Annotated in this window: 23 protein-coding genes and 1 tRNA gene; 8 read left to right on the forward strand and 16 right to left on the reverse strand. The window is 61.2% G+C overall.

Features of this window, described 5'->3' with window-relative positions; all coding sequences use genetic code 11:
* Nucleotides 1–305: 305 nt before the first annotated feature.
* The 4 genes from GJV64_RS01835 to GJV64_RS01850 all read left to right on the forward strand — a co-directional run bounded on the left by GJV64_RS01835 (nt 306) and on the right by GJV64_RS01850 (nt 5,401).
* Nucleotides 306–1,109 carry a L,D-transpeptidase family protein gene (locus tag GJV64_RS01835; protein WP_164155593.1) on the forward strand — a complete coding sequence of 268 codons (804 nt, stop codon included), beginning with the start codon at nt 306–308 and terminating at the stop codon, nt 1,107–1,109.
* Between the two features lie 310 nt (nt 1,110–1,419).
* Entirely contained in the window at nt 1,420–2,961 is a 1,542-nt protein-coding gene (locus tag GJV64_RS01840) for a winged helix-turn-helix domain-containing protein (protein WP_164155594.1), read from the forward strand.
* A 132-nt stretch (nt 2,962–3,093) separates the two neighbouring features.
* Nucleotides 3,094–4,053 carry a HupA family protein gene (locus GJV64_RS15435; protein ID WP_205599488.1) on the forward strand — a complete coding sequence of 320 codons (960 nt, stop codon included), beginning with the start codon at nt 3,094–3,096 and terminating at the stop codon, nt 4,051–4,053.
* Nucleotides 4,025–5,401 (forward strand): porin family protein, encoded by a 1,377-nt coding sequence (locus tag GJV64_RS01850; protein WP_235927555.1) that lies wholly within the window; start codon nt 4,025–4,027, stop codon nt 5,399–5,401. Before GJV64_RS15435 ends, GJV64_RS01850 begins: the two co-directional genes overlap by 29 nt.
* 628 nt (nt 5,402–6,029) lie before the next feature.
* Here GJV64_RS01850 and GJV64_RS01855 read toward each other — a convergent pair.
* The 8 genes from GJV64_RS01855 to GJV64_RS01890 form a co-directional block, all read right to left on the reverse strand.
* Nucleotides 6,030–6,974 carry an AAA family ATPase gene (locus tag GJV64_RS01855; RefSeq protein ID WP_164155610.1) on the reverse strand — a complete coding sequence of 315 codons (945 nt, stop codon included), beginning with the start codon at nt 6,972–6,974 and terminating at the stop codon, nt 6,030–6,032.
* A complete protein-coding gene (locus tag GJV64_RS01860) occupies nt 6,971–7,627 on the reverse strand; it encodes a toprim domain-containing protein (RefSeq protein ID WP_164155595.1) in 657 nt (218 codons plus the stop codon). The genes GJV64_RS01855 and GJV64_RS01860 overlap by 4 nt, the downstream gene beginning before the upstream one ends.
* A 284-nt stretch (nt 7,628–7,911) precedes the next feature.
* On the reverse strand, nt 7,912–8,109 hold the full coding sequence (locus tag GJV64_RS01865; RefSeq protein ID WP_164155596.1) for a hypothetical protein: 198 nt from the start codon (nt 8,107–8,109) through the stop codon (nt 7,912–7,914).
* Between the two features lie 82 nt (nt 8,110–8,191).
* A complete protein-coding gene (locus GJV64_RS01870) occupies nt 8,192–8,383 on the reverse strand; it encodes a helix-turn-helix transcriptional regulator (RefSeq protein WP_235927556.1) in 192 nt (63 codons plus the stop codon).
* A 253-nt stretch (nt 8,384–8,636) separates the two neighbouring features.
* Nucleotides 8,637–9,233 carry a hypothetical protein gene (locus GJV64_RS01875; protein WP_164155597.1) on the reverse strand — a complete coding sequence of 199 codons (597 nt, stop codon included), beginning with the start codon at nt 9,231–9,233 and terminating at the stop codon, nt 8,637–8,639.
* A 36-nt stretch (nt 9,234–9,269) separates the two neighbouring features.
* Nucleotides 9,270–12,620, reverse strand: a complete 3,351-nt coding sequence (locus GJV64_RS01880; RefSeq protein ID WP_164155598.1) for an AAA domain-containing protein — start codon at nt 12,618–12,620, stop codon at nt 9,270–9,272.
* Nucleotides 12,617–13,816 (reverse strand): type ISP restriction/modification enzyme, encoded by a 1,200-nt coding sequence (locus GJV64_RS01885; protein WP_235927557.1) that lies wholly within the window; start codon nt 13,814–13,816, stop codon nt 12,617–12,619. The genes GJV64_RS01880 and GJV64_RS01885 overlap by 4 nt, the downstream gene beginning before the upstream one ends.
* Entirely contained in the window at nt 13,762–14,595 is an 834-nt protein-coding gene (locus GJV64_RS01890) for a tyrosine-type recombinase/integrase (protein WP_205599490.1), read from the reverse strand. Before GJV64_RS01890 ends, GJV64_RS01885 begins: the two co-directional genes overlap by 55 nt.
* 78 nt (nt 14,596–14,673) lie before the next feature.
* Here GJV64_RS01890 and GJV64_RS01895 point away from each other — a divergent pair, with 78 nt between their 5' ends.
* Nucleotides 14,674–15,063 carry a hypothetical protein gene (locus tag GJV64_RS01895; protein ID WP_164155600.1) on the forward strand — a complete coding sequence of 130 codons (390 nt, stop codon included), beginning with the start codon at nt 14,674–14,676 and terminating at the stop codon, nt 15,061–15,063.
* A gap of 159 nt (nt 15,064–15,222) precedes the next feature.
* On the opposite strand, the gene GJV64_RS01900 is transcribed toward GJV64_RS01895, so the two are convergent.
* The 8 genes from GJV64_RS01900 to GJV64_RS01935 form a co-directional block, all read right to left on the reverse strand.
* Complete coding sequence (locus tag GJV64_RS01900; protein WP_164155601.1) at nt 15,223–15,582, reverse strand: hypothetical protein; 360 nt, start codon at nt 15,580–15,582, stop codon at nt 15,223–15,225.
* Between the two features lie 273 nt (nt 15,583–15,855).
* Entirely contained in the window at nt 15,856–16,302 is a 447-nt protein-coding gene (locus GJV64_RS01905; protein WP_164155602.1) for a helix-turn-helix domain-containing protein, read from the reverse strand.
* Nucleotides 16,299–16,793 carry a JAB domain-containing protein gene (locus GJV64_RS01910; protein ID WP_164155603.1) on the reverse strand — a complete coding sequence of 165 codons (495 nt, stop codon included), beginning with the start codon at nt 16,791–16,793 and terminating at the stop codon, nt 16,299–16,301. The genes GJV64_RS01905 and GJV64_RS01910 overlap by 4 nt, the downstream gene beginning before the upstream one ends.
* A gap of 429 nt (nt 16,794–17,222) precedes the next feature.
* On the reverse strand, nt 17,223–17,573 hold the full coding sequence (locus GJV64_RS01915; RefSeq protein WP_164155604.1) for a hypothetical protein: 351 nt from the start codon (nt 17,571–17,573) through the stop codon (nt 17,223–17,225).
* Nucleotides 17,574–18,581: 1,008 nt separating this feature from the next.
* Entirely contained in the window at nt 18,582–19,100 is a 519-nt protein-coding gene (locus tag GJV64_RS01920) for a helix-turn-helix domain-containing protein (RefSeq protein WP_164155605.1), read from the reverse strand.
* 128 nt (nt 19,101–19,228) lie between these two features.
* Nucleotides 19,229–20,461, reverse strand: a complete 1,233-nt coding sequence (locus GJV64_RS01925; RefSeq protein WP_164155606.1) for a tyrosine-type recombinase/integrase — start codon at nt 20,459–20,461, stop codon at nt 19,229–19,231.
* Nucleotides 20,462–20,631: 170 nt separating this feature from the next.
* Nucleotides 20,632–20,721 (reverse strand) — tRNA-Ser (locus GJV64_RS01930).
* Between the two features lie 10 nt (nt 20,722–20,731).
* Nucleotides 20,732–21,352, reverse strand: coding sequence for a bifunctional transcriptional activator/DNA repair enzyme AdaA (locus GJV64_RS01935; RefSeq protein WP_164155607.1), 621 nt, complete (start codon nt 21,350–21,352; stop codon nt 20,732–20,734).
* Nucleotides 21,353–21,545: 193 nt separating this feature from the next.
* Between GJV64_RS01935 and GJV64_RS01940 the strand changes: the two genes are divergently transcribed.
* From GJV64_RS01940 to GJV64_RS01950, 3 genes are all read left to right on the forward strand, one after another.
* Nucleotides 21,546–22,568, forward strand: a complete 1,023-nt coding sequence (locus GJV64_RS01940; protein WP_164155608.1) for a glycosyltransferase family 2 protein — start codon at nt 21,546–21,548, stop codon at nt 22,566–22,568.
* Complete coding sequence (locus GJV64_RS01945; protein ID WP_205599491.1) at nt 22,565–23,311, forward strand: O-methyltransferase; 747 nt, start codon at nt 22,565–22,567, stop codon at nt 23,309–23,311. Before GJV64_RS01940 ends, GJV64_RS01945 begins: the two co-directional genes overlap by 4 nt.
* 5 nt (nt 23,312–23,316) lie before the next feature.
* The coding region (locus GJV64_RS01950) for a hypothetical protein (RefSeq protein ID WP_205599492.1) at nt 23,317–23,853 on the forward strand (537 nt) is incomplete at its 3' end.

A 23,853-nucleotide genomic window follows, 5' to 3' on the forward strand; every position in this document is an offset into this window, starting at 1 on the left:
CGGCGTGGCGATCAAAGGCGGCGCGCGCCTGTTCGAGCAGGCGGGGATGCGGCGCTGCAGGCGGCGGGGCAGCCAGCGCCGGGCGGGCAGCGAGCAGGGCGGGGGCTGCCAGGCCGGCGGCTTTCAGCAGCATCCGGCGAGATACGGAGGGTTCTTCTCGATGCATGGAGGTAAACTCTATGCACATGAAACGAAAATTACAGTTGCTGGATCGGCCAGCCGCCCGTTTCTGGCGATCAACTGCCTGCATCTGGCTGCTCGGCCTCCTGTTGGCGGCCCCGGCGGTTGCGGCCGGCGCTCAGGACATGCCGGCCCCGCCACCCGCCCAGGCGCTCTCCGGGCCCGCTGCCCAACTGCAAGCGGTCGACACAAGGGCGCTGTCGCCGCGCGCCCGCACGGCAGTGGCGGCAAGCCTGGCCCGTTGGCAGGCACTGGGGCCGCTGCCCGTCGGGCGCTGGCTGCTGGTCAACATCCCGGCCTATGAGATCCGCCTGTTCGACGGCGCGGTGGAGCAGGCGCGCTGGCGGGCGATCATCGGCAAGCCGAAAACGCCAACACCGACGTTCAGGGGTGTGGCGGGTGGCGTGATCCTCAATCCGTGGTGGGAGGTGCCGGCCAGCATCGTGGCGGAAAGCGTGGGCCGTCTGGTCGCGCGCAACCCGAGGCGCGCGGCGGCGCAGGGCTATGTGCGCGAGGGCAACCGCTATCGCCAGCGCCCGGGGCCCGACAACCAGCTGGGCCTGATGAAGCTGGATTTCCGCAACGCCTACAGCGTCGGCATCCACGACACGCCCTCGCGCCAGCTGTTCGAGCGCGAGAAGCGCGCGCTGTCCCACGGCTGCATCCGGGTGGACGACGCGCTGGGCTTCGCCGCCACGCTGCTCGGCCCGCCCGCCAGCCGGGACAGCCTGCACACCGTCGTGAACACCAGCCGCGACACGCAGACCGTGCCGTTCGCCCAGCCGATCCCGGTGTTCGTCGGCTATTTCACCGCGGAGTTGGGCAGCGATGGCAGTCTGCTGGTCCACGACGACATTTACCGCAAGGACGCCGGTCAGACGGTGACCATCGTCGCCCCTGCCGTGGAGGATGCCTGCGCGTCAGAGTAACGGCGGCGGAACACTTTGAGGTTCGCCGGCAATTCCGTGCCCAACAGGAGCTGGCGGACAGACTGGGATTCGAGCAAATCAATTCTGGCGTTGATTTAAATGGTGAAAAATATTTCCCTTATGGAAACGCCACTTAGATCGCCTAGAAAGTAGTCCTTTGCGGGACATCAGATATGGGCGATCGATGAACTTTAAAGAATCTTACGCAAGCGCGCTGGCGCGTATTGCTCCAGAAGCTTCCTGGATCATAAAAACCGCTTCCTGGCCCGGGGCGCTCGCACATTGTGGCAAACTCCTCTAGGTTAGGTTCATGGAGAAGACGACTTCACCTAGCGTAAAGCCGAGTTCCGGAACTTCGATGCTCGCCACCTGCGCTGATTTCGCGCTTGGTGATTTGACCATCAAACCGTCCCTGCGGTTGGTCGAAGGTGCGTCCGGGTCGATGAAAGTGGAACCGCGCGTCATGCGAGTTCTAGTTGCTTTGGCAGATGCCCGCGGCGGAGTCTTGTCGCGCGAGGCGCTGCTCCGCCTTTGCTGGGATGATCGCATCGTTGGCGAAGATGCCATAAACCGCGCCGTGGCCGAGGTTCGCCGCATCCTGAACAAGCTCTCCACCTGTCTTGGTGTCGAGACAATCCCGCGCGTTGGCTTTCGGTTGGTTGGAGACGCGCTGGATATCGAAGCAATTGATATCGCCAATCCTGTGAATGTGGCGTCACCTGATCGGCGCAAGCTGGTTCTTGCTGGCGTCACCGGATTGGCCGCGCTTGCCGCCGGGGCGATGTTTGCCCGCGATCGCAACAGACGTGCCGAGGTCGACGCGCTGATCGAGAATGGCCGACGTTTGCAAGCCACTGGCACGCCGGATGGCCTGAGCAAGTCCGAAGGCCTGTTCAGGGATGCGATCGCCCTTGATCCGGATCGTGCTGCGGCCTGGGGCTGGCTGGCGCACGTGACCGATAACAGCGAGCAGGCGCGGGGTGCAGCAGAAGAGGCTTTGGCACGCGATCCGAAGGAGCCAAATGCGCGGACAGTGCTCGCCTTCCAGCGCCGAGACCTCGACAGCTGGACGCGGTGGGAAGATGCGCTGCTGGCGGTTTTGCAGGATAGCCCGGACTGTGCGGCTGCCTGGTCCCATCTCACTTTGTTTTATCAGGGCATGGGACGCTGCACCGATTCCTGGGAGGCGAACGAACGAGCGATCGCGATCGAGCCATTCAATGCTGGTCACCAACAGCGGCGCGCGCTCAAACACTGGATTTTCGGGCGTATCGGGGAATCCGACAAGGTGGTGGACCAGGCGCTCCGCCTCTGGCCCAAATCATCGCTGGTTTGGAACGCACGGATGCTCATCTACGCCTTCACGGATCGACCCTCCGCTGGATTGGCGCTGCTGGGCGATGCGGCGGCGCGCCCACCCAACATGTCGAAGCCGAGTGTTGAATCCTGGCGAGCGGCCCTTGTCGCAATTGGAAGCCGATCGATCGCGGATATCCGCGAAGCCAAGGAAGTGTGCACCCGGGCGGCCACGCTCGCGCCGGGCCTCGCCGCCAATGCCGTCATGGTCTTTGCCCACCTGGGTGAACTGGACGCCGCCTTTGCAGTGGCTGATGGCCTGCTTCAAAACAGCGGACTGGTGATGCAGCGCGGCCATAACATCCGCGATTTCTATGCCGGTTCCGAATGGGGCCGAACGCAGTTTTTGTTCGTTCCGGCGATGACATCACTCAGAGCCGATCCTCGATTTGCCGTCTTGTGCCAACGGCTTGGACACGTGGCCTATTGGCGCAAGCGTGGCATCTGGCCGGATTCCTTTGTTCGCGGTGTACTGGACCCGACAAAACCTGCTTGAAAACAGGACGACGGGCCATCATCGGCAATCCATCGGCAAGATATCGGCCACCCTTCATTCACGGCCTGCTCTTCGCGTGGCACCATCTGTGCGCCCTGGAAACGCCAGCGCTCCAGAGGGTGGGAAGATCAAATGTCCATGATCGGCACACGGCATGTTCTCGCAGGCTGCAGCCTTGGCCTGCTCGCGGGTTGTGGTGGTGGGTTGGCGGCAGGCGGTGGAATCGCCCAGACACCACCGCCAGTGGCGACCCCCGCGCCGACGCCCACGCCGACGCCCACGCCGGCACCAACGCCGCCTGCTTTCCAGCCGGTCGCAGCGACACTCTTCGCCGATCAGCTCTACAATGCCCAGCTGAAGACGGTCGGCAAGGGCTGGGGGACGCCGGATGCCGACAATTTCTCCGTTTCCTATGACGCGGCGAGCAAGACCTACCAGGTCACAGCGCCGATTAAGGGCTCCGGTACCCTGATGCAAGTAGGGCGACTGGGTTACTTCCAAAGCCCTTTGCCAGGGCAAGTATTCTCAGCCGCTTTGTCTACCCAAAGTCAGTTCGCTGACTTTGCAACCATTTCTCCGGCTGGCCAATCAGGGTCCGTTTACAGCTATGTCTCGTTCGTGGACCTGTACACTTATGACGCAAGTGCCGGTATCTATGTCAATGGAGTATTTGCCGTTGGCCAGCCAACGCTGGCCGGCCAGGTCCCATTATCGGGAATCGCGCGATACGTTGGACATGCTGTCGGACGTTTTCCCGTTGCTGATGGTGTTTATGGCACCTCCCGGTTCGACTTCAACTTTGGCACGGGCGCGCTGAGCGGCGAGATCAGCCTCCAGCTGTTCTGCGACTGGGGGTGCTCCTATCCAGATGTCGCCACATATGCCCTCACCAACACCAAGTTCAGTCCTGGTGCGACAGGTTTCAGCGGCAACCTGAGCACACCGGGTGCACCGAGTGAGGGTAGCTTCTCCGGCATATTCGCGGGCCCGGGCGCCGTAGAGACGATGGGCCAGTTCCAAGTGCCCTTCCTGCACCCCGAAAGGAAGTCGTGGATAACAGCCGGTGGAGCGTTTGCGGGCAGCCGGCAGTGACGGTGCGACGACGACCATGATGCGCTGCTGGCCGTGCCTTGCCGGCCTGCTGCCACTCTTGCTCGCACTGGCGAGCGCGGCATTGGCCGCAGCGCCCGATAGTCCGCAGTCAATTGCCGTAACCGCCGATCAACTGCTGGCAATGGCCGGTCGCGCCCAGACGGCTGGTGATCTTGCCGTCGCGGAAACGGCCTATCGCGCACTGTTTGCCGATCCCTCCGTCGAGACAAGGAGCGAGGCACGGTTCCGGCTGGCCCTGATGCTGTCGGGGCAACGCCGCTTGAACGAAGCTGCGGTGCTGCTGCGCGCCATACTCGACGAGCAACCCAAGGCCCAGCGTGTGCGACTGGAGCTGGCCCGTGTCCTCGACATGCTGGGTGACGAAGCAGGCGCGCGCCGCGCCTTGCGCGAAGCCCAGGCCGGTGGATTGCCGCCCGATGTGGCGCGGCTGGTTGACCGCTATTCGGCGGCACTGCGGGCGCAAAAGCCGCTAGGGGCCAGCCTTGATCTGGCTGTTGCGCCAGACAGCAACATCAATCGCGCCACCCGGTCGAATACGCTCGGGACCGTCATCGGCGATTTCGAACTTGATCCAGATGCCCAGCAACAGTCGGGCATAGGCTTGGCGTTCCGTGGCCAGGCGTATGGCCGATTTCCGATCAGCAAAGGCACTAACCTGTTTGCCCGAATGTCCGGTTCAGCTAACCTTTACCGCGCCAGCAATTTCAATGATGTAGCGATCTCCGCCACCATTGGTCCGGAGCTGCGGCTGGGAGCGGACAGGCTCTCGCTGGAAACTGGCGGCCTTTGGCGATGGTTTGGTGGAAGGGCATTTTCACGCGCTGCAACGCTGGAATTCAACTACTTCCACCCCTTGGGACGAAAGGCTCAGTTGCGTGGCATGGGGAGCATTGCCTTCACCGACAATCGCTTCAATGCAATCTGGGATGGGCAGGTCTACGCGGCATCGTTGAGCTATGAGCGGGCAGTGTCCAACCGTGCCGGCTTCAGCGTTACGCTGTCGGCTGATCGCCAATCGCTGATGGACCCTGGTTACGCGCTCTGGGGCGGCCAAGCCACGTTGCTTGGTTACCGGGAAATCGGGCCCGTAACCGTTATTGCATCACTGGGCTTTGGTCGGCTGGTGGCGGACGAGCGTATCGCGCTGTTCCCGAGGCGGCGGTCAGACCAATCATACCGGGCCAGCTTGGGTGCAACCTTCCGCAATCTCAGGGTCGGCAGCTTCGCGCCCTTTGCGCGACTGTCTTACGAAAAAAATGACAGCACGATTGAACTATACGCATTCAACCGGCTGAGAAGCGAGTTCGGAATCACGAGAGCATTCTAATCTTGATACCGGAGCCCGAGGCGGCTTCGAGGCACATGCTGACGACCGGATTTTTGGGGGTATATCCCCTTCTTAAGTGGTGACTTCACGCCGTTCACAGTGAGGGCGTAGCGGACAGAGTGTCAATCGAACAAAACAGGTTAGAGATTGATTAAATAAGAGAAAAATACCGGCAGTGTCCTGGTTCCCACAAAATACCCCACCAAAAGTGCGCCGCTACGGCCTATTCTCGGCCTCGGGTGGCAATGTTTCCAGCGGCATCGCGCGGGTGCGCGCGTGCGGGTATCGTTCCAAAAATTGGCCAGTTGGGCGGCTGGGCAACCATCTCGCGCGGGCGCGCGTGCAACCGGTGCGAAAAATGCGGCGCCGCGATTGTTGGGTTAGCGATTGATCGGCCCGGTGGACGCGGTGTCTCTGGATCGGCCTCGGCATGTTTGCATCCGCCCCACCTGAAGTGACGAGGGCGGCCATTGGCCTATTTGCACCCTATTTTACGCTTGCGGATGGTCCAGATCGGCTGGCGTTTCGCTGTTCCGTTCTGCGTTTCATCGGCCGTTCCACTCTTTGCCATCGGGGCGTTCCACTGTTCCGCCTGCTATGCAATGGAACAGCGGAACATCCGCTGGCTTCACGCTGACTTGTCCTTATTCGCTTTCACCACCCGATTGACCGTGGCAGGGCCGCACTTGATGGCGCGGGCAATTTCTCGCTGGGTCATCCCGTCCTCGGCCATTGCCAAAATCTGCGCATCCCGTGCCGATGTTCCGCTGGCAGATTGCCACGCTCCATCCTTCCGCCAGGCTTCAAATGGTTCGGCGTCGCTGCCCATAAGGCTGCGGGCCTTTGTGTAGGACACGATGAACCGGGCGCCTTCGCTTTCCTTGTAATCGGTGGGGCGCGCCAGCTTGATGACGGTCTCCAGCACGTCTTCCCGGCGGCTTGTGCCACGCTGTTCGCCAGTCTTGCCCGAATGGTGGACAAACAGCACCGCCCGCCCAGCACGGCGCTGCGCCAGCGCCCAGGCTTGCATGTCCCCCCAGCTTTCCGCTTCGTTTTCCTTGCCCGAACGGCAGAGGGTGGAGAGATTGTCCACGATCAGGAGGTCTTGGACTTCCAGCACGGGCGCCAGTGCCTCTTGGCCTTCTGGCGTCGCCAAGTCAGGCAAACCATCGGGCAACGAGTCAGCCGCCAATATGCTCATATTTTCATGCGCATCTTGAACAGACTCATGCCCGGAAAGCGCTGTCCTGAACCGTTCCTGCAATGCCACAGCCGGCATCTCACCATCGATCAGGAGCACGCGGCGCGGGGTGGGAGCATGCCAGCGCATGAAGCGGGTGCCGGTGGCTATCGCAATCGCCATGCCGATCACCAGGTGGGTCTTTCCGATGCCTCGCGGCGCAAAGATCATGTTCAGCGACCGTTCGGCGATGATCGGCCCCAGCAGCATCTGGCGGGGTGGCAATGCCAGCTTCAGGAAATTGCCCAGCTTCATCGCCCGCAATGGCGGTGGCGGCGGTTCGGGGTTCTGGACTGCCCAGCCTTCGGGGGGCACCGGTTGGGGCTTGGTCATGGCTGTTCACCGCCTTTGAATTCTATCAACGGTTTCAAAGCGCACCGGATGGCATCAGCGCCGCCGTTCAAGGGCCAGGCATCGGCAAAGTCCCAGCCTTTCCCATCTGGCCAGCCGGGCGGCTGTGGAGGGCAAGCAATGCCAGCCCCCACCAACGCGGCAGCTTCGCGGGCGGCGCGCTGCCCTGTTTTGTTGGGGTCCATATCGGCGGCCATGATCAGGCGGCATGTCGGATGCCGAGTGGCCATCGCCTTTGCGATTGTCCCAAGATTATTGGCGGAAAATGCCGCCACCACGGGCAATCCGGTGGCAGCATGCACCGCCGCCATGGTGGCTACGCCTTCGCCGATCACCAGCACCGAACCGGCGGCATCGGTCATGTCGCCGTATTGCCACAGCAATCCAGCCACCTGGCCACCCTTCATGAACCGCTTGCCGCCATCGGCACCAATCCGTTGCAGGTTCCACAGCTGTCCATTGGGACCGCGCATCGGCACCAGCAGCGCCCAGCCAGTCTCCCGCAACCCGTCGCCTGCCATGCCCTTGGCGGCCAGATAGGGATGATCGGGGCTTGCCGGGCGTGCCTTGTTCCAAATCTCTGCCGCTTCGGCCGCCACGTCCTGCTGCAGCGCCAGGCGGCGGGCCTCCCGCATCGCCTTAACCCGTGCAAGATCATGCCGATTGAGCGGGGAAGGGGATTGGCTATTGGCGCGCCAGGTGCCGCATCGCCCCAGCCGCCAATTGCCGAAGGCGCCGGCTGGGGATCGATCAAGGAACAGCACCGCCCAGCCGTTGGGCTTGCGCTCGCCAATGCACGGGAAGCGCACAAGCCTGCCAGACAGCAGGTCTGCTGCCACCGAGCCGGCATTGGCAGGCGTGATGCCCGTTGCCGCCATGGTGGCCATGAAGCTGCCCACCAGGTCCATAGCGGTGGCCATCATGGTGCCAGCCCTTCATTGGGGGCCCTTTTTTCCTGTTTGTTTATCCCGCCCGTGTCTGCGGCGCCCAGCCGGGCCAGCAGCGCGGCCTTGGCTTCGGCCGGCAATTCTCCACTGGCCTTCTTGGGGCGCTGGCCCATGCGGAACGGATGCAGGGCGCACCGGGTGATGGCGCACTCCCGCACTTCGGATGGCATCCCGCCGGCACAATCCAGGCACTTGGCCCGGATGGCTTTCAGGGCGCTGCCGCTGGTGGGTTCGCGGGTGGGCATGCGCAGATCACCCGCCCAGCTTGGGCAGCGAAGCCGCCCAGCGTTCGGCATCGGCGCGGGGAATGCGGCTGGCCCGGCCAATCTTCACGATCGGAATTTTGCCAGCAGCAGCGAGGCGATACAGGGTGGTGCGCCCGATCGGATACGTATCGAGAAACTGGCGCACCGTCATGAACCCGGACGGTTGCAGGTCGCGCATTGTCTTGGTCTCCAGAAGGCCGGGCAAGATTGCACCGAAGTTTCTGGGGGTTCCATTTATATGCTGGCGTTGGTAGAAAATAGTGAGATTTTTTGTATAGTTCAGCGCATGAATTGAAGCGATGGTTTCATGCCATGATTTGAACCGGTCATTTCGGCTCTCCTAGGCTGGTTACCCGTAACAGACTGCCACCCAGCAAGGTATCCGCTTTAACGGGGCGTGACATGCGAGCCTTGGCCACAATGGTGCGCAGCTACGAAAGCGTCACGTCTTCGGTCAGCGGCGTGCCCGCTGCATCCAACACGGCCACAGCATCCCGCAGCTCATCCAAATAGGGTTTGGCATGCTCTTCCATGCCTTCAACCGCAAGTGCGTCTTCACAGGCCTTATGCAAGACGCTGCAAGGGTAACTTTCAGCCGCCAAAACAATCCGCAGCATCGCTTGGGTGAAATGGCACCGATGGCTGGCCAGCCGTTCCATCATGCGGCGATGACCGGACGAATGGCAGGTGTGGCGGACTAGAGGAACAGCTGCATCGGCCAATGCATTATTTGATCGAGTTGGCAGACCACGTAGTTCGTTTTCAATTTCATCATACAATAAGTTGCCAAGAACCTTGAAATCCTCCCGTTCCAATTCCGCTCGCTTGTTCGGCTTTGCCAATTTCTTCGCTGATTTGGCCACTGCCTCCCAACCATGCTGGCTGACCAGTCGGCGGATTTCATCATCGAGGCTGGGTGCGGGCAATGCGCCAGCGCCCAGCAAAATGTCTGCATATGACGGTGCAGAGGACTTTGGGCGCCCGCCACCGATCATCCCGACGGCAATTGGGTGCAGTTTGCTGGTCATCTCGCTAGGACGTTTTCGATGTTGTCTAACCAACAATCAGTCGGCATCGATCCATTCCTCGACCCGCTTAACACACCCCTTCATGTCGTCGCGAATTTCATAGACCCAGAAGCGCATCACATCGTAGCCGAGTTCGAACATCCGTTGGTTGCGAATTTGGTCTCGGCGGCACAGCTCGCCCGTCCAGTTGCGGTGATAGCGTTCGCCATCGACCTCGATCACAAGGCGGCGTTCCCCGTTTACGACCACGAAATCCGCAATGAAGCGCTCGATGGGATATTGAGGGATCGGCCGCAGGCCGGCTTTGTAGAATTCGGGATAGAAAACCCGTTCCCAATCGGACACTTGATGAGGATTGGGAACCTGTGGATAGGCAGGGCCAAGATCATGGTCCACCTGGTCGTCGACGGGGACCGGCCGACCATCCAGGTTGCCAACGTAGGATGCGAAGCGGGAGAGATAGCCGATATCGGATTTGCCACAACCAAGCCGATCACCGACCACGAGCAACTGAGCGCGGGCGCGCGTTATGGCGACGTTGAACAGGTTGCCGTTCGCCTTGAGGAATGCGACTGCACCAGGCGGCGGATCGCCGGTTATGACGGGCGAGAAGATCATCAGGTCGCGCTCATCGCCCTGAAATTTGTGGACGGTATCGGCGATGAAGCCATGCTGGATGAGCCGGCTGGCTAGCGCATTATCTGCGTTGACCGCTTCGGTGATGGCATTGGCTTGGGCGCGGAATGGGGTAACAACGCCTAGTGAGCCTTCATAGCCCTTCCGGAATACCAGGTCCTTCAAGGCCTCTGCCACGGCTTGAGCTTCAATCCGATTGACCGCGCCGCCGGCGCCGGGGCGCTGGCAATTGCCCTTCACGTCGATCCAACGGATGCCCGGCTCAGCCTTGGCGGGGCGCTTCAGGCGGTCATAGCGGGTGGCAACGCGAAGGCGCTCTTCGTAGAATTCGCGGTTAGAGAAGTCGATGATATCGGCGTGCGAGCGGTGGTGGTCAACCAGTCCAACGATATCCTCGCCATGGACCTGCAATGCGGCGAGGCCGAAGAGGGTCTGCATGGCATAGGACCACTGGGGATAGTCCTCGATCAGACCGAACTTCTCCAGCAGGCTCTGATCCTGGCCCCGTTGCAGGCTGGAGATGTGGGAAAGCTGCTTGGGATCGCCGATAACCGCCACGGCCTTGGCGCGGTAGAGAAGGGACAGGGCCGATGCGATATCGCACTGGCTGGCCTCATCGAAGACCACAAGATCGAACGTGCCTGGCTCGAACGGGATCTTGCCACGCGCGGACAGGTTGGTCACGGCCCAGCAGGGCAGCAGGTAAGACACGTCCTTCAGCATCGAGGCATATTGGCCATAGGCTTGCTTGGAAAGCTCGCCGTCGGCGCCGGCTTCGATCACCATTTGCAGCATGGCGGTGTAGCGTCCAAGGCGCTGCCGGTCCTGATAGGAAAGGCGGGAAGGCTGGATGCGCAGCCACAGCTTCCACATTTGCAGCGAGTGGGCGGCGATCTGTTCCTGAAGCTTGGCTTCGTCGCGCGAAACGTCTTCCAGGCTTCGGCTGGCTTGCAGGCCGGCAAGGGCCGCGAGGTAGGTCCGTGCATCCGCCAGCCACTTCAAGCGCCGGTCAACGTCCGCAAGGTGCGCGCGCAGGTCGGAAAGGTCGATAGTCGTGCCGGAGGTGGGAGTCGCCGGGCAGCCTGTTGCGGCCAGCACCGGGTCCACGTCCCCAATCGCCTGTCGAAGCGCGGTGATCCGGCCTTTCTTGGCAAAGGACCAGAACAGGCGCGTGAAGAATGGGGCCTTGCTCTGATCTGCGTTGTCGATGGCAACGGCTAGTGTGCCCATCGCAGCCTTGATGGGCGCCGGATCGATTTCGGGGGCCTTGCGGAACAGCGCTTCGCCAAGCTCGGTGCGGGCTTCTTCGGCGGTGCGTTCCAGCCTGTCCACTTCGTTTCGCAACTCGACAATGCGGACTGTTTCGTCGTTCAGCTTGCGGTGTTTGGCCACCAGGCGCTGATGAATGTCCTTCGCTTCCTCGAAATCCTCTTGCTCACTCTTGGTCGTGGTGGAGGCCAGCAGGCCGAGCACATATTCGGCGAGCTTGACCTGATAGGCCTTTGAACCAACCCGCAACAGGATTGGGCGCGGGCCAAGCGTATTCACAAGGATTTCAACAATATCAACGGCTTTGTTATTCTTGCTTGCGAAGAGGATACGCTTGTTTCGCCAGGCCGCATTGGCCAGCAGATTGGTGACGACCTGCGATTTGCCGGTGCCGGGCGGGCCGGTGATGACCGTCATGGGGCGTGACAATGCTGCCGATTCCGCCTGCCGCTGTTCCGAGTTCATCGGCAGCATTTCCAGCAGCGGTTCCGGGTCGGTCGGCGCGTCCGATACCGGCGCCGGGTCGCCGCGCAGCCAATTGCCAAGGGCGGTGTTGGCGTAGTTGGCTTCGGGCAGCTTTGCCAGCTCGCGCAGTTCCTGTTCCAGGCCTTGGGTGAAGGGTGATTTCTCGGCCAGGATCAGGTAGGCGCGGTTGAAGATGCCTTCGTCCGCCACTTCGCCCAGCGGGCCTTTTACGGTGCCAAGCTCGTCCGGATTGATCTGTTCGCGCCAGGGCCATTCCGGGCGAACAGCCTGTAGCCGCATGGCCAGTTCATCAATCTCTATGGTTTCGCCCTCGGCACCCAGGCCCAATTCCTGCTCCAACTGCACCAGTTCATTCATCAACTGGTCGCGCTCGGCGTGGGTATAGCGCTGGAAGGGCTTCTGATTGATGATCGGGAAGTTCAGATCGATGAACAGGCGCCCGTTGTCCTGCTCCACCGGGAACAGCAGGATGGGTTCGACCATGTAGCCGGTCCAGTCGCTGCGTTTCGACCGCAGCAGTGTGAGGGCGGTCGGATAGCCCAGATAGAGGCCATAGCGGCCCTGTTCGCTGCGTTTGCGGCCCAACAGGGAGCGGGCGGCGGTAAGGCCATCGATGGCCGTGGGCGGGCGGGGCAGGGCTTCCAGTTCGGTCCAATCGGGATCGCCGAATTTGGAGGTGAGGAAGGTGGAAACGCCTGCCTCGTCATAGCCCAGGCAGGCGAGATAATAGCGGGCCAGCTTGGCCAGCGGCGTGTTGGCGAATTCGGGCGTATCCCGTTCCGGGTCATTGGTTGGCGCGTCCTGATCGTCGGCGAGATACCAGCGATAGGAACGGTCCTGCTTCACACGGGTCTTCAGCGGGCCATAAAGCTTGCGGTTGACCTCTTCGCGGGTGGCGCCAACCGACCGCGCCAGATCGCCCGCCTTTTGGCCCGGATTTGCCTTGAGATGGTTCAGGATGCGCTGCGAAAGGGCATCCGGCGCCGTGGCGTTCATTTGGGCTGGTCCCCGATTTCCAGCTTCGGCAGGCTGCGGACGATCTTCACGGTTTCGAGGCTGACCGTCATCACGCGCTGCAACAGTTTCAGCGGATAAGCCGGGTCCCCCATGGTTTCGTTGGCGAATTCGTTGGCGTCCCAAATGATGCCGCTGGCCTTGTCCACCTTCACTCCCTGGCGTTCCATCACCCATTCGATGACCGGCTTGCCGTTCACCACGTAATCATAGGCTTCCAGCGGCACTCCGGTGATGGTGATGTTGCTGTTGTAGAGGATGGTGGTCTTGTCCACGTTCGGGCGCTTGCCGCCGAAGCGCATCTTCTCCACCCGGTTGTATTTCACCGGATCGGGGATATGGGCCAGTGCCAGCGCGCCCTGGGCGATGGTAACGGGGAAGGGCGCCACGGCATCATAATCGCAATGCAAGTCGCCCAGCGCGCGGCCAGCCTCCACGAAGCCCCAGAAGTCCGCCGCTTTCTTCACTGCCGGGATGCGCGGCAGTTCCTTGGAGAGGTTGTCAGCAAAGCGGCTGCGATAATCTTCCGAGTGCAGCAGGCCATAGACATAGTGGAATAGGTCATCCTTGGTGATGGTTTCGCCTGGATAGGCGGCCTGGAAATGGGCCAGGCCTGCATCGGTGATGGCGTCGCGACGGGTGAGGCCGCCGGTTGAGGCGCCATCGTCCAGCGCAAGCTGGCCATCGACGGACTTTGGCGCCACTTCGTATAACCAACGTGGAAAGCATTGACCCTTTTCAATCGTGTCAAAGTTCGGTGCATTTTTGGACATAAGCGCCGCAAAGCCGGCCCTCGCGCCTACCCCAGACACTTGTATCACGCGGTTTTCTGTCCCATTCTCCTCCATCGGGAAAATACGCGGCATCTGGTAAACCATCTCGTTGAAACTGCGGCTATAATAGAGCCATTGCCGCGCGAATGGTCGATACTGGCTCAGGGAAACCGCTGCATCAGCAAATCTGAAGCGCTTGCCTTTTCCCAAATCAGCTTTGAGTGCGCGCGACCAGCTTATCTTGGTCGCATCTGTGTCAATAAACCCATCGACTGCAGCAGCTCGCGTCTTGCGGTCTGCGGTTGCGAAGGCTGCTTCAAATCGATCTGCCTCGGCCTCATAGCTGGCAATCATTCGTCCCAGGTTGGCGGCAACTCCGGCTTGGCTTGGGTTGTAGGCCCACATGTCGCGCGCAGTGAGGACGCCTTGGGAAAAGTTACGGAACAAGGCTGTTTCCGGGGCATCCTTCGCCGACAATGAGTAAATTGGGGCGGGTGTGGGTGCAAGGGGCGATGCCATTTCTTGCGGGCGGTAGAGATAGAGACCACATTTTCAACCGATTTTGCTTCGCACCAGGTGGCCCATGCGTCCATCATCTCCCGGCGCCGTTCCAGCAGATCACCGCGCCGGTAAGCGGCTTCTGTCTTGTCCTTGATGGCATGGGCCAGCGCGGCTTCGGACAATTCGTTGGGATAGCGCGCTACTTCGCTGACCCAGTCCTTGAAGGTGGACCGGAAGCCATGGGGCAGGGCAGTGCGGCCCATGCGCACCAGAACGGCTTTCAGGCTGGCATCGGAAAGCGGCTTGGCCATGGCCGGCTGGGTGGCGGTGGCGCGGGTGCGGACAATGCCCGGAAAGCACAGGGGTTCTTCACCCGTGCGCAGTTCTAGCGCCTTCTGGAAGACCGCCACCGCCGCATCGGAAAGCGGGATCAGGTGTGGCCGGGGGCGCTTCATGCGGTTAGCCGGGATGGACCACAGCTTGCCCATTAGATCGATTTCATCCCAGGTGGCGCCGCGAATGTCGCCAGAACGGGCGGCGGTGGTGCGGTTCTCCGGCAGACTTTCAACTCGACCTGATTGAGGTGGCGCCGGTCTCACATATGCATCTCTGAGGCTTGCATCCTGGGGTGGACGACCTACGTTTAAGGCGGTGGTATCGCCGTGCTTTTTAAGTGTGGACACCGGAGTCCCTTGATTGCGGTCAAATGGCGTAACGATTGTGATAAAAGGGGAGGCGTTGTGGCAAGGAGAACAAGTTCAATGTTCTTGGAAGAGGCAGGCGGGCGAAATTCTTCTGTAATTCCGCGGGCAGCATTGTGCGGACTTAATCCTGACAATGAAGAAATCTTGCTGCTGCTGTTGGGTGTTCTTGATTGGCAATGCACAGCGATGCCGGCGTTGACACCAGAGGCGGCTAAAGGGGCGCAGCTGGTGTTTGTTGGCCGCGAGCAATCTGTAATGGGCTGGGAAGCGAAGGCTTTTGCGCCAGATGCCATCTTTATCTTGATAACTGAAGGTGATGCTACTGATAATCAGGAAGTAGGTCTTTCTGCTTTTGCAGGAGCCCTTTCGTCTCCTATTGACCTACAGTCAGCTGAATTGATCGTAAACAATGCGGCTGCTGAATTTATTTCACGCAATGCGCATTAGTATAACACATCAATCTAATCGACTTTTCCGTCCTCTTTAGCGTTCAGGTCGGCTGCAATTTCGCATTTTTTTGCAGTCGATCCACGCTTGAATGTATACAGAGCTCGACGTGAGTTATATTATGCGTTTTCTGGGAATAAAACTCCTGCCAGCTTACGACTAATGTGAGTAATCGGAGGTCAGTAGTTCTTGTAGACGACCGAGCGTGCTTTCATCCACGCGGAATTTTGCATAGCCCGTGTGCATGTCGCGCGAGATCATTTTTGCTTCGAGCAATGCCTTCAACGCCCGCAGCGCCATTGCAGCCGAGCCGCCAGCAGCGCTCTCTGCGTCTGTGATCCTGAACGGTTGATCCAGCTGTTGCGCGAGGGCCATATCCAGCAGCACATCCCATGCGCCTGGCAGATGCCCGACTTCCGGAAACGCACTTCGGCATTCAAAACGTAACCGGATGTATATCTGAAGGATCTTGGTGAATTCGCCCTTTGGCGCTGCCAGATATGTTTCTTTTCTACTCATCTCTCACGGGCGCCTAACTGATAGTATCTGACTACAAACTGCCGAGCTCTCGCCTCGATTAGGAAGGAAGTTGCCCATTATTGAACGATAACCGTGATGCAACTACGACTCTATTCACGCCGTTATCGTCGTGCGCCGCGTGCTTCAACGATGATTTCACGCTATTCGTCGCAGGAATTGCGTGGCAGGACAACTTGCAGATCAAGCGACTCAGCACCATCTCCATAGAGGGAAAGTCGGGCCAAATTCCTGTGGCCGGGGATATGCCGGCCATCATTCTGCCCTTAGAAGAAATTCGATCATCATCCGGCGACCCCGCTGGCTCAGCTTGATGAACTTGCGCCGGCCATCCATTTGATCGGGGGTCTGATCGATGAGCTCGTTGCGTACGAGGGTCGTTATCCATCGCAGCGCCGTCGTCGTTGGTACGGCAGCAGCAACGCAGGCGCTACTGACCGACACCGCCGCACCGCGCTCACCTTGGATGAAGAGATCGAGCAACAAATCCCAGGCTGGCTCGCCAAACAAGCGTTCGTCAAAATGTCGTCCGCGCAAGCGGCGCAACCGATAGAGCTTCTCAGCTCGATCTAACAGCATAGCCGGGGAGAGGGCTGCCGGCGCACGGACAGGCTGGGCGGACGTCGCGTTCAGCCGCTCCGCAAGCTGAAGCAAACCGCGCGCGACCCTGTGGATCTCTTCACTGTCGGCCGGGCGGTTCACCGTGCCACTCCGCGGTCAGCCATTACTTCAGACAGAAGACCAAGTTGACGCATGCTCTGGGTGGCGCCGTTTGCAACTATGAGATGGTCGATCAGCGCCGCATCAGTGAGGGACAGTGCTGCGGCGACTTGGGCCGAGAATTGAACATCATCGCGACTGGGCTGCAAAGAACCCGACGGGTGATTATGGGCGAGCACTACTGCGGAAGCTCCGACAGTAAGTGCAATGCGCGCGATCTCGCGTGGACATGGCAGGCATGCGGTGCGGTTTCCTCTCGCCAATTCCCGTTCGTGTATGAGAGAACCATTCGCGCCGAAAAACAGTGCGTAAAGCACTTCGACCCTTTCCAGGCCCAAGCGACTTAGCAGGAAAACCCGCACCTGCTCGGCAGTCGGATGCAGGTTTGGAGCGCGCAAACCAACTTCGATGGTGTGATTGAAGGACTTAATGAGAAGGTTAAACAAATCAGCGACCTTTTCATCGCCCGTCATTAAGCGCACCTCATGGCCGGGCGTAACCAAGGCGGCTGGCAGTGTTGCGGCCTCTGCCATGAGCCTCTTTGCGATATGCGGCGCTTTTTCGCCTACGGCGTAGCTCAGTATGCGCGTAAGTAGGTCGAGCGCTTCGTCTGCCCGGTGCGACGCCGGTGTAAGAAAGTGCCGCAGAGTGTCGCGCGAGGCATCTTTGCCTTGCGCGCGAACATCGCGTCGTGGTGTGTCTGGAGAACAGGTTTGCCCAGTAGGGCCGGCACGGGACGCACCCGTCCGGCCCTCAGGTGCTAGGTGACCACATCCGAGCCGCGAAACCACTATGCTTGGAACACTTTCCACCTTATCCCTCGAAGTACGAACGGGTTTGATGTAGGGCGCTGGTCAACGGACGCTTCCTGGTGCGGTAAACATCGTGGCGAATGCGGCCCATCAGCTGACCGCGCGAAGGCCGGTGGGCTGGTCGTTCAGTTCTCCTTTCTCTGAAGGCTGAAGGGCGCCAAAGCCAAGCTCCCGGAAGCCGGGAGCCGTTTCCCGGACATTGCTGAGGACAGCATGCACGCCGAGCACCTTGGCCCGGGTCTGGCAGATCAGGGCGGTGGCTTCACCGAGACGGTCGAAAGCCCTCGCACCGACGTTGAGCTCGATGTCGAATTCACGGCGGGCAGTCACAAGCTTTCCGGCAAGGCGGCCAAGGCTGGTGAGCGCGTCATCGATCGCAGCTTCGGCTGTCTTGATCTCGTTCTGGATGTCGCGGGCGGTTTTCAGTTGTTCGTTGAGCATGGGGCCTCGCTCGGGCGCAACGACCATAGTCGACGCGTCCCATCTTCAATGGGTTTGAACAGTCGGGTGAGCGCGCCGAGGTGATTGACGATCGTCAGCGCCAAGATCGCGCAGAGCAGCATTTGATAACCAAGTTCGGCCCCGTCGGGCGACCCCCGGTACCTGACAGACGCAGATCCAGGACAGGTATCCGCCATGGCCCTTCAGGGTTAGGACATAATGGCACCCAGATCCTGGAACAGCGCTGCGCTGGACATCCGTTGCTCCGCGGCCATCGATGCAGCCGGTGCAGCTCGTTCGGGAACCCGACAAAAGTTCATATGAACTTTTTTTGCGACGTTGGCTGTGAGCGCCCAGAGCCTCCGCGACGCACCAACGGTGTTGCCGTCCCATCAAGCACAAATCATCGGAGCGCGCGCCAATTCTGATCGGTACCAATCAGCGGTGCGCGTCACGATCAATGCGGCGTTGGTGCATAAATGTGCCTATCGCTAACACGGGCGGTATCAGGAATCCGCTCATAAAAATTGCGATTATGTAAGCTCGCGGCGCTGTTTCACCTGCCAACGCTAGTGCGGGGTGCGAGATAGCCGTGATAAGCTGCAGAGCTGTGACAACCAAGGGCCACAGGCGGTCTGCCGTAAGTGCTATAAACATTAGCCCAGCCACTAACCCGAAATCGACCAACATTACTGGCCATCGGATACTACCGCTCGGTTGAGGAAGCCCATATCCAACCAACGCCGTCGCCAACGCTGCTGCAATCAGCATCAGTGCCGCACTGCGTTCAGGCCGACCTCCGAATGCGAGCGCGTAAAAGCTACAGCTGACCAATATAAGCAAAAATAGAATTGGAACCATCGCAAGAGCCGATAAAGCTAGTGAAATTATCAATGATAACGGCTGAAGTTGCCTTGATTTCGTTTCTCAGAGTTTCTGGTATGAACGGGCTTCTATTTGATAAAATGACTTTCTCTGAGGTGCTACCTGCGGCCGAATAGTCGGCATCTAGCTGCTGGTAAACCGGGTGAGGGCGTCGAGGAGGATGACAACGGCAGCCATCGCGAAGGCAATGACAATGGTAAGAATCAATATCGTGTAGAGTCGCTTCTGCCAATCGAGACTGGCTGGTCTTGGCAGTTCCCACCCTCCTACAGTTACAGGATCAAGGAAGGCTTCAAGGGAGGCTCTCGAACGTGGCGCCACGCTGTCAGCCAATCCATAAGTTGGTATTGGAGGGTGGGGCGCTAACTCCGATAGCGAAGGTTGCACGTCCAGGCAGACTTCATTTGCAAGTTGAAACTGGCTGTGAAGCTGGGTGCCGTTTTCTCTATTGTGCTCCCTGAACATCCGAACTGCTTCAGTGCGATTTCGTGCACCCATCCGCCGCTGGGCATTGGAGAGATAATTATTTACAGTTCCGACACTTAGTCCGGTTTCATTCGCTATCTCTTTTGCAGTCATCGGACGCGCCGCCAGTGCTAGCAGCTCGTGCTCGCGTTGCCCGAGCGCGGAACGGGGGGTCATGGACGTGGTGCCTCGCTTGCTGAGATCGCCTTCCTTGCTGAGATCATTACCCAGCTTCGGGCTCGTGCGATAACTCAATTCTTCAATAACTGTAACCTGCTGCCGCTCCGACTTCCCTAAATGATGGATTAGAGCCCAGCGCTTGAAGCGGACGAGCGTTTAGGCGGTCGAACTTCGCACCAGGTGGCCCATGCGTCCATCATCTCCCGGCGCCGTTCCAGCAGATCACCGCGCCGGTAAGCGGCTTCTGTCTTGTCCTTGATGGCATGGGCCAGCGCGGCTTCGGACAATTCGTTGGGATAGCGCGCTACTTCGCTGACCCAGTCCTTGAAGGTGGACCGGAAGCCATGGGGCAGGGCAGTGCGGCCCATGCGCACCAGAACGGCTTTCAGGCTGGCATCGGAAAGCGGCTTGGCCATGGCCGGCTGGGTGGCGGTGGCGCGGGTGCGGACAATGCCGGGAAAGCACAGGGGTTCTTCACCCGTGCGTAGTTCTAGCGCCTTCTGGAAGACCGCCACCGCCGCATCGGAAAGCGGGATCAGGTGTGGCCGGGGGCGCTTCATGCGGTTAGCCGGGATGGACCACAGCTTGCCCATTAGATCGATTTCATCCCAGGTGGCGCCGCGAATGTCGCCAGAACGGGCGGCGGTGAGGATCAGGGCTTCCAGCGCCAGGGCGCCCATTCCCTGCCGTTCGGTGCGCAGTTCGGCCATGAAGGTGGCAATATCGGCATAGGGCATGGCCTCGATATGCCGCACCGGCTTTGAGCGTTTGGGCAGGCCGCGCGATATTGCCCGCATCGGCGTCTCAGCCGGGCGCCAGCCTTGGGAAAAGGCGAAGTCCAGCACGGCGGCCAGCCGCTGGCGCACCCGGCGGGCAGTTTCGTGCTTGGTCAGCCAAATGGGTTGCAGGACTGCCAGCAGGTCTTGGGCATCGATGCTGTCCACCGTCTTTTCGCCTATGGTTGGGTAGGCATAGGCTTCCAGTGTCTGTTCCCATTGGTGGGCATGCTTGGCGTTGCGCCAGCCTGGCTTCAGGGTGGCCAGCACTTCGGATGCAAGCACCTTGAAGGTTGGCGCCAGCTTGGCGGCTTCCCTTTCGGCCAACGGATCATGGCCTTCCGCCACCTGGGTTCGCACCTTTGCTGCGGCTTCGCGGGCCTTGACCAGTTCCAGCGTGAAGGCGCTGCCCAAGCCCTTTTCCCGCATCTTTTCCCCGGATTTGTAGCGCAAAATCCAGCTCGCAGCGGTAGCGGACTTCACTTCCAGGAACAGCCCTTGGCCATCCGCGTAGCGGCCAGGCTGTTTCAAAGCGGCCTTAACGCCGTTCACGGTGAGGGCATTCTGCAGGCGCTTGGGCATAGCCGTTCCCCATCAAAACTCGAAAATGGGAACCGAACCCATCTTCCTTCCCCATGAAGATAATGCGGCTGCCAGGGTGCAACAAGGGCCGCCGCGGAACAAACGTCCACACCGTTCCTTGGTAAATCAGCGATTTGGTGGATGGGGAGGTGCGCCAGGGAATGGGGGCGTGGCGGACAGAGTGGGATTCGAACCCACGGTGAACTTTCGCCCACGGCGGTTTTCAAGACCGCTGCCTTAAACCACTCGGCCATCTGTCCGGGGCCCGGCCTAGTGGCTTGAGGCTGGAGCGGTCAAGTGTGGTCGCACGGCCCTTAGGGCCGATGGCGGCCGGCCGTAGCGGGCAGCGATAACCTCGTTGAATCGCCTGAGCGAGGCAAAGCCGGCGGCCAGCGCAATCTCGGTCATTGGCAATTGGCTGCCGGCGATCATCTGCATGGCGCGCTGCACGCGGCGGGTTTGCGCCACCTCGATGGGGGAGGCGCCAAGGTGCTCGCGGAACAGCCGGGCGAGGTGGCGGGCGCCGACGCCGCAGCGCGCGGCCAGCGCATCGACCGTGCCGTCCCCGTCGAGCGCGCCGCCGTCGATCAGCTTCAGGGCGCGTTCCACTGTGGTGCGGGTGCCGTTCCAGGCCGGGCAGAAGGGCGCGCTTTCGGGCCGGCACCTCAGGCAGGGGCGATAGCCGGCGCGCTCGGCGGCTGCGGCGCTGGGAAAGAAGCTGATGTTGCGAGTAAGCGGCTGGCGCACCCGGCACACCGGCCGGCAATAGATGCCCGTGGTTTTGACGGCGATGAAGAAGATGCCATCATAGGCCGGGTCACGGCGCAGCCGGGCCGCGTCCATCGCGGCGAAATCGAGGCCATTCACGAGAGGCGGGACGGGGGCGTGCATGGGCTGAATCCTATGCCGATGGCGGCCAGGGAGCCAGTGGCGGTGTGAACCCTGCGTCCGATTTCCGCGAGTGGTGGGCGCCACGCCTGAGCCACCCGCGCAGATGTCATGGGGTTTTTGCTTTCGAAATCGCCACCTTCATGCGAGACAGGCGGCCAGAGCAGCGTCATATCAATGGTTCGAGTTACGTGTAATGAACGGCAGCACAACGCCAGCGCGCCCGGTCAAGCTGGTCATCCAGATCCCCTGCTACAACGAGGCGGAGACGCTGCCGGTCGTGCTGGCAGAACTGCCGCGCGCCATAGCCGGCGTCGACGTGATCGAAACCCAGGTGATCGACGATGGTTCGACGGATGATACGGTGGCGGTCGCGCAGCGGCACGGTGTTCATCACATCGTTCGCAACAAGGGCAACAAGGGCCTGGCGCGCACCTTCCAGAACGGCATCGAGAATGCCCTGTCCTCGGGGGCGACGATCATCGTCAACACCGATGGCGACAATCAATATTCCGGCGCCTCCATCCCCGATCTCATCCGGCCCATCCTCGAAGGCCGCGCCGATATCGTCATCGGTGACCGCAAGCCAGGCGAGAACCGGGAGTTCTCGCTGCTGAAGCGGCTGCTGCAGAAGTTTGGAACGCGCGTGGTGCGCAGCCTTGCCGGTGTCGATGTTACCGATGCCGTTTCCGGCTTCCGCGCCTATTCGCGCGAGGCGGCGCTGAGCATCAATGTGATGACCAGCTTCAGCTATACCACCGAAACGCTGATCCATGCCGGTCAGAAGGGGTTGACCGTTGTTTCGGTGCCGGTCGCTGTCAACCCGGTCACGCGGCCGTCGCGGCTGTTCAAGTCGATGGGGGCCTTCCTGCGCAAGCAGCTTGTCACCATCATGCGCAGCTATGTGATGTACCGCTCGTTGAGCGCCTTCCTGCTGCTCGGCATGGCCATGCTGCTGATCGGCGCGGTGCCGGTGATCCGCTTCCTCTACTTCTACCTGATCGGGCAGGGCGATGGCCATGTGCAGTCGCTGGTGCTGGGTGGTGTGTTCCTGCTGGCTGGCTATCTGACCATCGTGATTGCCTTCCTGTCGGATTCGATCGCCACCAACAGGCGGCTGACGGAAAACATTCTGGTGCGGGTGCGCCGCATCGAGCAGCAGGAAGGGCCGGCGCTGGGCGAGGACAACCGGCCGGTTGAGCCAGGAGCCGCCAGATGAGCCTCAGCCCCTCGCGCCTTGCCAAGTCGGCCTATGTCAGCGGGATGCGCGGCGCCGGCCTGCTGGCCAGCCAGCTCGGCGCGCTGCGCGGCCCGACGCCGCCGCACCGCTCCGATCGCAACGGGCACTGGCTGCGCAGCCTGTTTGCCATCCACGATATCGACGCGCTGGTGGCGCTGGACGTGCCGTGGTGGACCTATGATGCGATCTGCGAGGTGGAGGATTTTCTCGCCAGCCGGCCGGGAGCGCGGGTGTTCGAATATGGCTCGGGCGCCAGCACCGTCTGGCTGGCCCGCCGCGCCGGCAGCGTCTTCAGCGTGGAGCATGATGCGGCCTGGTGTGCGCTGGTGAGGCAACGCCTGGCCGCGCTGGCCGGGCTGGCGCCGGTCAATCTCGCGCTGGTCGAACCCGAAACCGGCCGCATCGATCCGGCGTTCGCGTCCCAGAAGCCGGGCGCCGAAGGGCTGGGCTTTGCCGCCTATGTCCATGCTATCGACGCCCACGAAGGCGCCTTCGATCTGATCGTGATCGATGGCCGGGCCCGCGGCGCCTGCCTGGCGCACGCCCGTTCACGGCTGGCCAGCGATGGCCTGATCGTCTTCGACAACAGCCATCGGGCCCGCTACCGCGCACCGATCGAGAGCAGCGGCATGGCCGTGCGGCGGCTGGCCGGCCGGGCGCCGAGCCTGCCCTATCCGGATGAGACGTCACTGCTGCGCCGGGCCGACGCCGCACCGGCCTGATCGCCATGGCGGCACCGGGCTGGTTCCAGGGCATAGAGGGCGGGCGGCTCGCCAAATACGCCGGCCGCTTCCTGATGCTGGTCGCGCTGGCCTTCATCGGCCGCGAGGCGCATCGCCATTGGGCTGACCTGTCGGCTTGGACGCCGCGCCCGGCGCAGCTTGTCACCGTGGCGGGCCTTGCCATCGCCTATGGGCTGGCCCTGTATCTGCTGGTGGAGAACTGGCACCGCATCGTCGGCCTGTTCGCGCCGGAAACGCGCGCGCGGACCTATCCCTCCTACACCATGACGCAGATTGCCAAATATCTGCCCGGCAACATCGTGCACCTTCTGGGCCGGGCGGCCTGGCTGCGTGGCGGCGGCCTCAGCAACCGGCAACTGGGCCAGGCGACGCTCCTGGAAATGGCGGTGGTGCCTGCCGGTGCCGGGCTGTTCCTGCTGCTGGCCTGCCTGGTGGTGCCGCTGACCGCTCTGGTGCCGGCGCTGGCCCCGGCGCAGCCGTATGTGGTGCCGCTGGCGGCGGCGCTGGCGCTGGCCGCCCTG

The organism is Sandarakinorhabdus rubra (genome assembly GCF_010994245.1).
GTDB classification, from domain to species: Bacteria; Pseudomonadota; Alphaproteobacteria; order Sphingomonadales; family Sphingomonadaceae; genus Sandarakinorhabdus; species Sandarakinorhabdus rubra.